At 69.2% G+C, this 13186-nt stretch carries 13 protein-coding genes and 1 pseudogene; 3 read left to right on the forward strand and 11 right to left on the reverse strand.

Annotated elements, in window-relative coordinates; translation table 11 throughout:
* Positions 1–10: 10 nt before the first annotated feature.
* Positions 11–1477 carry an MFS transporter gene (locus tag ABEA87_RS33775; RefSeq protein WP_345636594.1) on the reverse strand — a complete coding sequence of 489 codons (1467 nt, stop codon included), beginning with the start codon at positions 1475–1477 and terminating at the stop codon, positions 11–13.
* Positions 1478–1534: 57 nt separating this feature from the next.
* On the opposite strand from ABEA87_RS33775, the gene ABEA87_RS33780 reads away from it, so the two are divergent.
* Both ABEA87_RS33780 and ABEA87_RS33785 read left to right on the forward strand, forming a co-directional pair.
* Entirely contained in the window at positions 1535–2194 is a 660-nt protein-coding gene (locus ABEA87_RS33780) for an HNH endonuclease family protein (RefSeq protein WP_345636596.1), read from the forward strand.
* Entirely contained in the window at positions 2194–2448 is a 255-nt protein-coding gene (locus ABEA87_RS33785) for a hypothetical protein (RefSeq protein ID WP_425571002.1), read from the forward strand. Before ABEA87_RS33780 ends, ABEA87_RS33785 begins: the two co-directional genes overlap by 1 nt.
* A gap of 52 nt (positions 2449–2500) precedes the next feature.
* On the opposite strand, the gene ABEA87_RS33790 is transcribed toward ABEA87_RS33785, so the two are convergent.
* The 10 genes from ABEA87_RS33790 to ABEA87_RS33835 all read right to left on the reverse strand — a co-directional run bounded on the left by ABEA87_RS33790 (position 2501) and on the right by ABEA87_RS33835 (position 12415).
* Positions 2501–3484: a hypothetical protein gene (locus ABEA87_RS33790; protein WP_345636598.1), complete on the reverse strand. Its 984-nt coding sequence runs from the start codon at positions 3482–3484 to the stop codon at positions 2501–2503.
* 1 nt (position 3485) lies between these two features.
* On the reverse strand, positions 3486–4085 hold the full coding sequence (locus tag ABEA87_RS33795; protein ID WP_345636600.1) for an RNA polymerase sigma factor: 600 nt from the start codon (positions 4083–4085) through the stop codon (positions 3486–3488).
* A 265-nt stretch (positions 4086–4350) separates the two neighbouring features.
* Entirely contained in the window at positions 4351–5409 is a 1059-nt protein-coding gene (locus ABEA87_RS33800; protein WP_345636601.1) for an ABC transporter ATP-binding protein, read from the reverse strand.
* A gap of 11 nt (positions 5410–5420) precedes the next feature.
* Positions 5421–6491, reverse strand: a complete 1071-nt coding sequence (locus ABEA87_RS33805) for an ABC transporter ATP-binding protein (protein ID WP_345636602.1) — start codon at positions 6489–6491, stop codon at positions 5421–5423.
* An 18-nt stretch (positions 6492–6509) separates the two neighbouring features.
* Positions 6510–7511, reverse strand: a complete 1002-nt coding sequence (locus ABEA87_RS33810; RefSeq protein WP_425571003.1) for an ABC transporter permease — start codon at positions 7509–7511, stop codon at positions 6510–6512.
* A gap of 108 nt (positions 7512–7619) precedes the next feature.
* Positions 7620–9377, reverse strand: coding sequence for an ABC transporter substrate-binding protein (locus ABEA87_RS33815; protein WP_345636607.1), 1758 nt, complete (start codon positions 9375–9377; stop codon positions 7620–7622).
* A gap of 80 nt (positions 9378–9457) precedes the next feature.
* Complete coding sequence (locus tag ABEA87_RS33820; protein WP_425571004.1) at positions 9458–10435, reverse strand: ABC transporter permease; 978 nt, start codon at positions 10433–10435, stop codon at positions 9458–9460.
* 700 nt (positions 10436–11135) lie between these two features.
* Complete coding sequence (gene recR, locus ABEA87_RS33825) at positions 11136–11729, reverse strand: recombination mediator RecR (RefSeq protein ID WP_345636611.1); 594 nt, start codon at positions 11727–11729, stop codon at positions 11136–11138.
* 10 nt (positions 11730–11739) lie between these two features.
* Positions 11740–12057, reverse strand: a complete 318-nt coding sequence (locus ABEA87_RS33830) for a YbaB/EbfC family nucleoid-associated protein (RefSeq protein ID WP_345636644.1) — start codon at positions 12055–12057, stop codon at positions 11740–11742.
* Positions 12058–12208: 151 nt separating this feature from the next.
* Positions 12209–12415 (reverse strand): hypothetical protein, encoded by a 207-nt coding sequence (locus ABEA87_RS33835; protein ID WP_345636613.1) that lies wholly within the window; start codon positions 12413–12415, stop codon positions 12209–12211.
* On the opposite strand from ABEA87_RS33835, the pseudogene ABEA87_RS33840 reads away from it, so the two are divergent.
* Positions 12414–13186, forward strand: a pseudogene (locus ABEA87_RS33840) (hypothetical protein); the annotation flags it as partial. The gene ABEA87_RS33835 and the pseudogene ABEA87_RS33840 overlap by 2 nt on opposite strands.

Below are 13186 nucleotides of genomic sequence, written 5' to 3' on the forward strand. Positions count from 1 at the left end.
CCGCCGTCGCCTAGGCGTCGGTCCCTCCGCCCCGCTCGGATCGCACGGGCGGGGCGGGGGGCACGCCCGGGGCCGCCGACGGGGGCACCGGGTGCGCCCGGGCGGAGGGCTCCCGCTTCACCAGTACCAGCGAGGTCAGCGCGCCCAGCGCGTACAGGCCGGCACACCCCAGCACGGCCAGGTGGAACCCGTGGCTCAGCACGCCCGGCTGCTGGTACTGCTGCCCGCTGATGCCCACCGCCAGCGGAAGCGCGGCGACGGAGAGCAGCCCGCCGGAGCGGGCGACGGCGTTGTTCACACCGCTGGCCGTGCCGGCCTGTTCGCTGGGTGCCGCGGCCAGGATCGCCGCGGTCAGCGGCGCCACCACCAGCGTCATGCCCAGCCCGAACAGGATCGCCGCCGGCAGCACGTCCAGCCAGTATGAGGTGTGCTGGCCGATCCGCAGCATCAGCAGGATCCCCACGCCGGCGATCACGGAGCCGCCGGTCAGCGGCCAGTGGGGACCGATCCTCGCGCCCAGCGCCCCGGCGCGGGACGAGCCGACCAGCAGCAGCAGGGTCATCGGCAGCAGCGCCACGCCTGCCTTCAGCGCCGAGAAGCCGGACGCCACCTGAAGCTCGACGACGAGGAAGAAGGTGATGCCGGACAGGCCGGCGTAGATGAAGAAGGTGACCAGGTTGATGGCGCTGAACTGGCGGGAACGGAACAGCCGGGGTGGCAGCATCGCGGCGTCGCCCCGGCGCCGTTCGGCCAGCACGAACACGACCAGCGCCACCACCCCGACGGCGGTGGCGGGTATCGCCCCGGCGCCGCGCTGGATCAGCGCGTACGTGATACCGGCCAGGCCGGCCGCGGCGAGTACCGCGCCGGGCAGGTCAAACCGTCCGGTGCTCGGGTTGCGGCTCTCCGGCACCCAGGCCACCGCCGCGACGACCGCGAGCACCGCCAGCGGCACGTTGATGAAGAAGATCCAGCGCCAGGACAGCGTGTCGATCAGCCAGCCGCCGAGGAACGGCCCGATCGCGGTGGCCACTCCGGACAGCCCGGACCACGCGCCGATCGCCTTGGCCCGGTCCTTGTCGACGAACGATGCCTGCAGCAGCGCCAACGACCCCGGAGTCAACAGGGCCGCGCCGCAGCCCTGCAGCGCGCGGGCGGCGGTGAGCATGCCCACGTTCACCGAGAATCCGCACAGCACCGACGCGGCGGTGAACCACACCACACCGATCAGGAACACCTTGCGCCGGCCGTACCGGTCGCCGAGCGCGCCGCCCAGCAGCACGAGCGCGGCCAGGGCGAGCGTGTAGGCGCTGATCGTCCACTGTAGACCAGCAACGTTCGCGCCAAGATCTTTGCCGATGTGCGGGAGCGCGACGTTGACCACGGTGCTGTCGAGGAAGGCCATCCCCGAGGCGACCACCGAGGCGAAGACGGCACCCCGGCCACGCGCGGACGACAACCGCAAACCGTCTGCCATGACTCCATCCTGCCCGTCCGAGTGGCGGGACCGGCCGCCTACCCTCAAGCTGAGGTGGTGCGTACCATCCGTGCCCTCATCGCATTGTTCGCGCTGGTTGCCCTGTCCGCGTGCGATCCGAGCATCCTCGACCAGGGCGGCGCCGGCGCCTCGCCCGGCCCGATCGGCAGCGGCCCGGCGGGCCAGGGTGCCGGTGCGGCCGGCCAGCAGCTCGCCGGGCTGACCGTGTCGAACGGGCTGAGCATGTCGGGCTACAGCCGTGAGAAGTTCCCGCACTGGATCAGCCAGGGCCACGGCTGCGATACCCGGGACGTGGTGCTGGAGCACCAGGGCTCGGGCGTGCGCGTCACGTCCTCGTGCGAGATCACTGCCGGCGACTGGACCAGCCCGTACGACGGCAAGAGCTACACCGATCCGCAGAAGCTGCAGATCGACCATGTGGTGCCGCTGGCCAACGCCTGGAAGTCGGGTGCCAAGAACTGGACCACTCAGCGACGCGAGGAGTTCGCCAACGACCTGACCCGGCCGCAACTGCTCGCGGTCACGTCCTCGCTCAACGAGTCAAAGGGCGACCAGGACCCGTCGCAGTGGCGGCCGCCGAGCCGGAGCTTCTGGTGCGGGTACGCCGAGGACTGGATAGCGGTGAAACACTACTGGCAGCTGACCATCACCAATGCCGAGAAGTCGGCCCTGTCCGACCTGCTGGGGAGCTGCTGATGATTTCGTCGCGGACCGGGGACTTCACCGCGGGACCGGGCGGGGTGTGGACCGAGGAGGTGGGCGTCGTCACGGGACAGCTGACGCTGCGCACCGAGCTGTCCGACGACCTGAGCCTGACCCTGCGGGTGCAGTACAAGGACGCCGACGAGTGGTACGTCATCCGGGGCGGGCGCGTCCGGCTGGGCGACGCCGACGACCTCGAACCGGTCCACCGCCTGATGCTCGGCGTGCTGGACCGGCCCGAGGGCTGACCTGGCGGACTTTCCCGTCACGCCCTGGACGGTGCGCGGCGGGGGGACGGCGTCACTTGGACGAGTCGATGATCCTGGGCAGGTCGTTCGTCCATCCCGCCTTAGTGATCTTGATGGTGCCGCCGTAGCTGGTGGTGCTGATCAGCATCGAGGTGGTGGGGTCGATGACCAGCGTGAGGTGGTCCGCGCCGGCCGGGACCTTGCCGCCCGGGTACTTGTCCGCGGGCGGCGACGGGATGGCGATCCGCAGTCCCTGGCCACCATCCATCGCGCCGAGGCTGGTCACGTTCGGCATCGCGGCGAGCGCCCGCAGGGCCGCGGCCCGGACCGCGGGCGGGGCGGGCACCTCCCCGAGCAGTTCGGGCAGGTTGGTCGCGACGTAGGACGGGATGGCGTCGGCCGGGGGAGCCTGCTTCTGGACGAACGGGAGCGCTCGACCCGAGACGACCGGCGCCGGCTGCTGCGCCGGGTGGGTGTAGGTGTCGGTGATCCACGCCGTGAGCGCTGCCGGATCGGTGGGCAGCGCGTTGACCTGGTCGAGCGTCAGCGAGGCGGCCCCGACCGAGAAGCCGCCGCCCACCGTCGTCGGATATACACCGTTGGTGCCCTCGGGCTCGCTGTAGCCGGACCCGTCATGCCCGACCCAGGTGTCCAGCTTCTGCGGGTGGCCGTTGCTGTCGGGCACCACCTCGCTGAGGTGCCAGTACTTTCCGGTACCGGCGGGTTGGGCGTCCGCCACGACGGCGGCGGAGAGCAGGATCTGCTGGCCGGATGAGGAATTGGTTTGCTCGGTGGACCGCTCGGTGCCCGTCGGAACGGCGAACGCCACCACCGCGGCCACTCCCGCCGCCACCGCGACACCTCCGGTCAACCAGCCGAGCCGGACGCCGAGCCGGCGCGGGCGCTCGGGTGCCGGTGCCGAGTTGTGTACGGCGGTGATCTGTCGCATCAGCGCGGCTCGGGCGGCGGTGCGGGCCGACTGCGTCGGCGGTGCGGGCTCGCCCCACACGTCCTTGAGGTCGGCGAGGTCGTTCATATCAGTGGTCTCCTTGTGGATTCGTCGTAGTCGGGCCGAGCCGGTCCAGCGCGGCACGGATCCGCTGCCGGGCCCGGTGCAGCCGGGAGCGGGCGGTACCCGCGGGGATGCCGAGCGCCTGGCCCGCCTCCTCGGAGGTCAGGTCGGCCCAGGCGACGAGCAGCAGGACGTCCCGGTCCCGCTTCGGAAGCTCGGACAGCGCCGCCGCCAGCGGTACCCGGTGAGCCTGTGCGTCGACCCGGATCGCCACCAGGTCGGCGTGGCCCTCGCTGACCTCGTCGACCTCGGCACGGGCCAGCGCCCGGTACCTCCGCTGCTCGGCCCGGTGATGCCGGGCGATCAGGTTCGAGGCGATCCCGTACAGCCAGGGCCGCGCGTCCGCGCGGCTCACGTCGTACCGGTCCCGGCCGGCGAACGCGATCAGGAACGTCTCCGACGCCACGTCGTCGGCCGGGCCCTGGCCGAGTCTGCGGGCGGCGTAGCCGTGGATCTCGTTGTAGTAGCGGTCGAAGATCGAGACGAAGTGATCGGGCTCCCGGATGGACCGCTGTACCGCTGCGGCGTCGGTCTCGCTCGGGTACGGCCGCGTCGCCGCAGTCATCTGTGGATCATTCCAGTCATGGCCTGCCTTTCCGCCGTGGAGGTCTGCTCGGCCGAGCGCTCACTCCTTCTTCGCCGACCGGGCCCATCCTGTTCACGGCTCCGGGTCGGGTTCCTGGCGGATCGACGGTGGCCACTACACGACGGGGCCGCCTTCGACCTGAATCGAAAGGCGGCCCTGGCGGTACTCGGTCTGGCGGTACTCGGTCTGGCGGTGTTTGGTCCGGCGGTGTTTGGTCCGGCGATGCCCGGTCCCTGAAGTGGGTCTACTCCTCGGCCACCGCGGCGGCCGCCTCGCGGGCCGCCTCCGCGCCCCGGCCGGTCCGCTCGCTCGCCTCGATCGGGAAGTGGCAGGCCACCTGGTGCCCGGTCACGGCCTCCGCCAGCGGGGGCTCCTGCGTGGCGCAGATCTCTTGCGCCTTCCAGCAGCGGGTGCGGAACCGGCAGCCGGACGGCGGGTCGATCGGGCTGGGTACGTCGCCGACCAGCAGGATCCGCTCCCGCTGCGCGCTGTCGCGCCGGGCCGGGTCGGGCACCGGTACCGCGGAGAGCAGCGCCAGCGTGTACGGGTGCAGCGGCTCGCTGTACAGGTCGTCCCGGGGCGCGACCTCAACGATCTTCCCCAGGTACATCACCGCCACCCGGTCGGAGATGTGCCGCACCACCGACAGGTCGTGCGCGATGACCAGGTACGTCAGGCCCAGCTCGTTCTGCAGGTCGTCCAGCAGGTTGACCACCTGCGCCTGGATCGACACGTCCAGCGCGGACACCGGCTCGTCGGCGATGATCAGCTTCGGCCGCAGCGCCAGCGCCCGGGCGATGCCGATGCGCTGCCGCTGGCCGCCGGAGAACTCGTGCGGGTACCGGTTGTAGTGCTCGGGGTTGAGCCCCACCAGCTCCAGCAGCTCCTGCACGGCGCGCTTCTGCCCGTTGGGCATCGGCATGTTCTGCACCTGCAGCGGCGCGCCGACGATGCTGCCGATCGTGTGCCTCGGGTTCAGCGAGGAGAACGGATCCTGGAAGATCATCTGGATGTCCCGCCGCAGCGGGCGCATGGTGTTCGTGGACACGTGGGTGATGTCCCTACCCTCGAACACCACCTTGCCGCCGGTCGGCTCCAGCAGCCGGGTCACCAGCCGGCCGGTGGTGGACTTCCCACAGCCCGACTCGCCGACCAGACCGAGCGTTTCGCCCGGCTGGATCGAGAAGTCGATGCCGTCCACCGCGTGCACCGCGCCCACCTTGCGCTTGAAGAACACCCCACGCGTGATCGGAAAGTGTTTCTCCAACCCGGTAACTTCGAGCAGGTTGTCGTTTGTGGACACCGGGTGACTCCTTACAGGGCTGGGGCGATGTCGTTCGCGAAGGTGGCGCGACGCGTCGTTTGCGGTAGGTGACAGGCAACCCCGGGTGCGCCCGGCACGGCGAGCTCCGGCACCACGGTCCGGCAGGGGATGCCGTCCCGCTCGGCGTACGGGCAGCGCGGGTGGAACGAGCAGCCGCTGGGCAGGTTGATCAGGCTCGGCGGGGTGCCCGCGATCGGGTTCAGCCGTTCCCGCACGTCGCGGTCGACGCGCGGCATCGAGCCGAGCAGGCCCCAGGTGTACGGGTGCTCCGGGCGCAGGAACATGTCCTCGGCGGGGCCGTACTCGACGCACTTGCCGCCGTACATCACCAGGATCTGGTCGGCCAGCTCGGCCACCACACCGAGATCGTGGGTGATGATGATGACGGCCGACCCGAACTCGCGCTGGAGATCACGGATCAGGTCGAGGATCTGCGCCTGCACCGTTACGTCCAGCGCGGTGGTCGGCTCGTCCGCGATCAGCAGCTCCGGGTTGCACACCAGCGCCATGGCGATCATCGCGCGCTGGCGCATGCCACCGGAGAACTGGTGCGGATAGTCGCTCGCCCGCCGCTGCGGCTGCGGGATGCCGACCCGGTCGAGCATCTCGATCGCCCTTGCCCGGGCCACCGACTTCGAGACCTTGTTGTGCACCCGGTACGCCTCGATGATCTGCGCGCCGACGGTGAAGTACGGGTGCATGGCGGTCAGCGGATCCTGGAAGATCATCGACATCTTCTGGCCGCGTAGCCGGCGAACGTGCTCCGGATCGGCGGAGATCAGATCCTCGCCGTCCAGCCAGACCTGGCCACCGATCCGGGTCGCGCGGTGGGTGCGGTGCAGGCCCAGGATGCCCAGGCTGGCCACGCTCTTGCCGGAGCCGGACTCTCCGACGATGCCGAGCGTCTTGCCGCGCGCCAGCCCGAACGACAGCCCGTCCACGGCCTTGACCAGGCCGTCGTCGGTCTGGAAATGCACCCTCAGGTCGCGGACGTCGAGGAACGGGCGGGAGCCGGCGAGCGTCGGGTCGGACGCGGATTCGGATAGCAGATCGACGGACATTGTCAGCTACCTTCCCGCTCAACCGAGCCGGACGCGCGGGTCGATGACCGCGTACAACATATCGACGATGAGGTTGGCGAGGATGATGAAGAACGCGGCGAACAGCGTCACCCCCATGATGACCGGCAGGTCGAGCTGTCTGATCGCGGTGATCGCGAGCAGCCCCAGGCCGGGCAGGCTGAACACCGTCTCGGTGAGGATGGCGCCGCCGAGCAGGCCGCCGAGGTCCAGCCCGAAGACGGTGACGATCGGGGTGAGTACCGCCCGCATCGCGTGCTTCGCGATGACGCTGGTCTCGCGCAGGCCCTTGGCCCGGGCGGTGCGGATATAGTCCTCGCCCAGCGTTTCCAGCATGGTCGCCCGGGTCAGTCGGGCATACGTGGCGGCATAGAGCAGTGCGAGCGTGACCCACGCGGGTATCAGCTTGAGTGCCCAGCCGCCCGGATCGTCGGCGAAGTTGATGTACTGCCCGCCGGGGAACCAGTGCACCTTGTGCACGAAGACCAGCTGGGCCACCAGGCCGGTGAAGTAGACCGGCAGGGATACCCCGCCCAGCGCGACGAACATCACCGTGCGGTCGATGAACGTGCGGCGACGCAGCGCGGAGATGACGCCGGCCAGGGTGCCGCCGACCAGCCACAGGATCGCCGCCCCAGCGGCCAGTGACGCGGTTACCGGCACCCGGTTGAGCAGCAGCGGCCAGACCTCCTGGTCGGTGCGGAACGAGTAGCCGAAGCACGGTGCCGCGCAGTGCGTGACGTCCGGCCCGTTGGCATAGTCGCGCCCGACGAACAGCCCCTTGAAGAAGTCGGCGTACTGCACCCAGATCGGTTTGTTGAAGCCCAGCTTGATGCGGATGCCCTCGATGGCCGACGGGTCGGTGACCTTACCGGCGAACAGCCGCGCCGGATCGGTCCCGGTGAGCTTCGGGATGAGGAAGAAGATGCCAAAGGTCACGATGCTGACGATGATCAGCAGCACTACCGACGTAACCAGCCGGCGGATGAGGTATCGGATCACAGCGGCGGCCCCGTGCCGGGCGGTGCGGGAAACCCTTCCCCGCACCGCCCAGCACTCCGGCCTTCACCTACCTTTACGTGCTAGGTACGGGCTACTGAACCGGAGACGTCACTTGGTGACACCCAGAGCCTGGAAGTCGAGCATGCCGTAGTACGAGTCCACGTATGCGTTGGTCAGCCTCGGGTTGCGGTAGTTGAGCGCCTTGTCGAACACGAACGGCAGGTAGGTCGCCGCGTCCATGGTCTTGGCGTCGACCTGCTTCCAGATGTCGGCCGCCTTGGTCGGGTCGGTCTCCGCCACCGCCTGGTCGATCAGGGAGTTGATCGCCGGGTCGTTCAGCTCACCGGTGTTGGTGTTGCCACCTTCCTGCTGGATCTTCCGGCCGTCGGAGATCACGTCGAGGAAGCCGTACCCGGTCGGGAAGTCCGCACCCCAACCGGCCTGCATGATGCCGTAGTTCTTCTTGTGCACGTTCGACGGCGTGCCGATGGTCGCCGAGTAGTACGGCGACGGGTCGGTCGCGTCGATGGTGGCCGTGATGTTCACCTTGGCCAGGGCCTGCTGGAGGGCCTGGGCGACCTTCTCACCCTTGTCGGTGCTCTGGGTCGCGATGACCGTCTTGAAGCCGTTCGGCTGCCCGCACTTGCTCAGGTAGTCCTTGGCCTTGGCGATGTCCGGCTTGCCGCTGTTGCCTGTGTACGGCGTGAGCGACGCGTCGTAGCCGGCCACGGTCGGCGGGATCATCGACGGCGCGATCGCGCCACCGGCCTCGGGGCCACCCCGGGCGGTCTGCAGAGACACCTTGTCCGCCGCGTACTGCACGGCGATCCGGCAGTTGATGTTGTTGAACGGCGGGACCTGCGAGCTGATGGAGAAGTACCGGGTGAAGCCGGTGAAGAAGTCGTCCGCGTTGGCCTTCAGCGACGCGTCCAGCAGGATCTTCGCCTGGGCCGCGGACTGCACACCCGTCTGCGCGGTGTTGACATCCGCGGTGCCGTCCAGCAGTTCGTTGTCGATCTCGTTGTCGTCCGAAATGATGGTCAGGTCGATCTCATCCGGCAGCGCCTTACGCACCGAGTCGGTCGACGGGTCCCAGTTCGGGTTGCGCACCAGCACCAGGCTCTTACCGGGCTGGTAGCTCTTGAACTCATAGGGGCCCGAGGCGACCGGGTTGTTGGTGTACTTCGCGCCGGTGTCCTTGGCCTTCGGCACCGGGCCCGCGCCGGGCATGGCCAGCAGGTACGGGAAGTCCGCGAACGGAGAAGCCAGCTTGAACACGATGGTGGTGTCGTCCGGCGTGGTGACCGACTTGAGGCCGTCCGGGCTGGTGTCCTTGTACGGGCCCGGGTAGTTCTGCCCCTCGTCCAGGATGCCCTTCAGGTAGGTCGGGCCGCCCGGCAGGACGTCCTGCGCGAAGATGCGCTCAATGCCGTACTTGATGTCCTTGGACGTGATCGGCGTGCCGTCCTGGAACTTGACGCCACTCTTGAGCTTGTAGGTGTAGGTCAGCCCGTCGGAGCTGATGTCCTGGCTCTCGGCGAGGTCGTTGACCAGCTTCAGGCTGGCGGCACCCTGGGCGGGCGCACTGGTCAGCAGCGTCCGGTTGTAGAACCGGCTGAAGTTCCACATCCAGGCGTAGTAGGTGCGCGCCGGGTCGTACGAGTCGGCGTCCGCGTCGCTGACCAGCTTGAGCGTGCCGCCCTTCTTGGTCGAAGGGTTCACCACACCCTTGGTGGCGGCGTTATAGCCGGACCCACTACCACCCGTGGGTTTGGTTGTCGCCGATGAGCCCCCGCCACTGCAGGCGGTAAGGGCCAGGACGAGAGCGGCCCCACCGGCCACCAACGCCCCGTACTTGGTCTTCACAGATTTCCTCCTTGGACGACGCGACCGTTGCCGGCCGCACTCGGGGTGGTGGAGCGACGAGTCGGACGGGTCCGCCCGCCTCAGCGGGAACTCTTCGGATCGAGGGCGTCGCGTAGGCCGTCACCGAGAAGGTTGAAGGCCAGCACGGTGATGAAGATGGCCAGGCCAGGGATGATCATGTACATCGGGTCGAACTCGTAGAAGCTCACCGCGTCGGACAGCAGGTATCCCCACGACGCCCGCGGCGGCTGCACACCGACCCCCAGGAAGGAGAGCGCGGCCTCGAAGAGGATGTTCGTCGGAATGATCAGGGTCGTGTAGACCAGGATCGGTGCGGCCAGGTTGGGCAGCAGTTCCCGGAACAGGATGCGCGGGGACCGGGCACCGATGCTGCGCGCGGACTCGACGAACTCCCGTTCACGCAGTGACAGCGTCTGGCCGCGCACGATGCGACCGATGTACGGCCAACTGAAGCCGCCGATGATCAAGATAAGTATGACGATGCGCACGGTGTTGCCGTTGGGAAGCACGGAGATCAACGCGATCGCGAAGAGCAGCAACGGGAACGCGAGGAACAGGTCCATGACCCGGCTGATCAGGGAGTCGACCCAGCCGCCGAAGTAGCCGGCCACCACGCCGAGCACGACGCCGATCACCACCGCCACCACCGTCGCGAAGAACGCGACCAGCAGCGAGGTCTGCGCACCGTAGAGGATCTGGCTGAACATGTCGCGCCCGCTGACCGGCTGCACGCCGAGCAGGAAGTGGCTGTTGATCCCGCCCCAATGACCGAGGGGCAGGCCACCGAGATTGGGGTCGATCTGATCCTGATGGAAGTCGTTCACGGGGTGGCCGAAGAGCTTCACCAACACGGGGGCGAGCGCCGCCACGAGGATCAGCAGGATCACCACCACGCCACCGGCGATCGCCACCCGATCCTGCTTCAGCCGGGTGAAGGCGATCCGGCCAAGCGAGCGGCCTTCGATGTTCTTGCCGGAAGCCGGCACAAGCGCCTCTTCGCCGCCGACCGGAGTCAGCGCCTCCGAGTCTGATGTCACCGGACCAACGGTCATCAGCCCGCGCCCCTTTCCCCGGCCGCCGCACGGCGCCGGAGGGAGTCAGCGGCGACACCGCAGACCTGACCGGGGCCCGTGGCAGTTGGCAACCGATTGGTTGTCTTCCGCTTGGACTCCAACGTGCCCGTACATGGGTTCGGCCATGCTTGGGTACGCGGCACCGACGGTGACGGGGTCATCGTTCGGTGGGAAGAAACGTTCCTTCTTGAAGACCAGGGACGTCAAGGTTCGGACGGGCTCGTAATCAACTTCGACCCGCGCCGTGATGCTTGTGTGACCTACGTTACTATTTTGTCAACATAATTATCAAGCATTTAAGTCGGTCAGGCTTTCAATGCATCTATATATCTGCCTGCCGGTATGACCAGCTACTACCTGATCGATTACTCTGGATGCAAAACGCCCGGTTACGTCCCTCTCGCCGGCATGACGAGGGTCACCATCCCGAATGTGACGGACAGCATCTATCGATGCCCGACCATCGAATCCACGCGCATTCGTCGGCGGCGGAGTGACCCTACCGGGCCCCACGCTGTGAGCGCCGTCGATTTTTTGAGGTGGCCCAAACGCACGCCGCCCCGCCACCGGCGACCGGCGGCGGGGCGGGGCGAGGCTCGGGACAGGCCGCGGAGACGACGGAGTCAGACGGCGGCGAGGTTACCGAGTGTGACGGATTTGCGTTTTACAGAGCGCGGCGACCCTCGAAGGCCCGGCCGAGCGTGATCTCGTCCGCGTACTCAAGGTCGCCGCCGACCGGCAGGCCGCTGGCCAACCGGGTGACGGTGATCCCCATCGGCTTGACCAGGAGCGCGAGGTAGGTGGCCGTCGCCTCGCCCTCGGTGTTCGGGTCGGTCGCCAGGATGAGCTCCTTGATCATCCCGTCCGCCAGCCGGGTCATCAGCTCACGAATCTTGAGATGGTCGGGGCCGATGCCCTCCAGCGGATTGATCGCTCCGCCCAGCACGTGGTACCGGCCCCGGAACTCACCGGTGCGCTCGATCGCCACGACATCCTTGGGCTCCTCGACCACGCACAGCACGTCGTCGACCCGGCGCGGGTCGCGGCAGACCCGGCACAGCTCGGCCTCGGCCACGTTGAAGCAGGTCATGCAGAACCGAACCTGCTCCTTGACCCGTTGCAGCGCGACGGCGAGGCGTTTCACGTCCGTCGGGTCGGCCGACAGGATGTGGAACGCGATCCGCTGGGCGCTCTTGGGTCCGACGCCAGGCAGCCGGCCGAGCTCGTCGATCAGGTCCTGGATGGCGCCTTCGTACATGATGAGACCGTCAGAACCCGGGCATGCCCAGGCCGCCGAGCCCACCGAGGCCCGAGGTGAGCGGACCCATCTTCTCCTCGGTCAGGTCCCGTACCGCCTCGGAGGCGTTGCGGAACGCGGCGAGCACCAGGTCCTCCAGGGTCTCCACGTCGTCCGGGTCGACCGCCTTCGGATCGATCTTCACGGCGGTCACCTCGCCGGTGCCCTTGATGGTGACCGTGACCAGGCCACCCCCGGCGGTGCCGGTGAGTTCGGCGTCGGCCAGCTCGGCCTGCGCGTCGGCCATCTGCTGCTGCATCTTCTGCGCCTGCTTCATCAGCTGCTGCAGGTTGGGCTGTCCACCGGGGCGCACGGGACTCTCCTGTCGTTGGTTCTTCAGCTGGCCAAGCCTAGCCCTCCGGAGCGATCACGGCCGCCGGGCATGCCCACCTCGGGCCTCCCTCGCCGGGACTGTCCCCGCTCCCGGCCGAAGCACGAGATCAGCGGACGTCGACCTCGCCGATCTTCTCCGCGCCGAGGGTCTGTTGGAGCAGCTGGAGCGCCTGCTGCTCGCTGGTCAGGTGTGCGGTCTGGTCGTTGACGATCTCGTCGAGCGGTTCGTCACCCGGGTCGAAGCCCTCGTGCACCAGGGCGTCCCGCACCGGCGGATCGTAGTCGGGGTCGTACGGCGGTTCGTCCGGCGGCATGGAGTCCCACCCCGCGTCGGCCGGTGGGGCTCCGGAGCCCGGCCGCTCGCCCGCGCCCCGGGCGTCCTGGCCCGCCCTGCTCCGGGCCGGCCCGGCGCCGTTGGCGCGACCGTTCGGGGCGCCGTTGGCGCGGCCGTTCGCGGCGCGCCCGCTGGCGGCGGCCCTGGCGGCCGCGCGAGCACCGGACACGCCCGAACTCGCGGCGCCCGACCCCGGGCCGGTCGTCGCGGAGCTGGCGACGGTGCTCGTCGGAGGGGCGCTCATCGGGGCCGGGCTCGTTGGGGCCGGGCTCATCGCGGTCGAGGTCACAGCGGTCGACGTCATGGCGGTCGAGGTCATCCCGGCCGGCCCGGCGCCCACTCCGCCCGTCGCCCCGGGTTGTGGGCCCCCGTGGCCGGTGTCCGCCGAACCCGGGCCGGGGCCGGCGGTCCCGGAGGCCGTCGTGGGTGAAGATTGCGTCGCGAGGCTCATCCCGGCACCCGGAGCCACACTTTCACCGAACTCCGAGACGTCCGGGCTGGATCCGTCCGAGCCGGGCGGATTGGACCCGGCCTGTCCGGCATCGACGCGGGCGTCGAGCTGCCCGCCCGGCCGCGCGATCGTCGGCCAGTCCGCCTCCGATTCGTCGGACGGCGAGGACTCGTCGGACGCCCCGGGCCCGCCCGCCCGGCCGCCACTCGATCGGGGGCTCGCCGACTGGCCGCCGGCCGGCCTGGCCGGCGCCTGCCGAGGCGCGGGCGTCGGTGACGCGGGCCGGGCCGCGGGCGGCGC

The sequence above is a fragment of the Rugosimonospora acidiphila genome (assembly GCF_039543385.1).
In the GTDB taxonomy this organism is placed as follows: domain Bacteria; phylum Actinomycetota; class Actinomycetes; order Mycobacteriales; family Micromonosporaceae; genus Rugosimonospora; species Rugosimonospora acidiphila.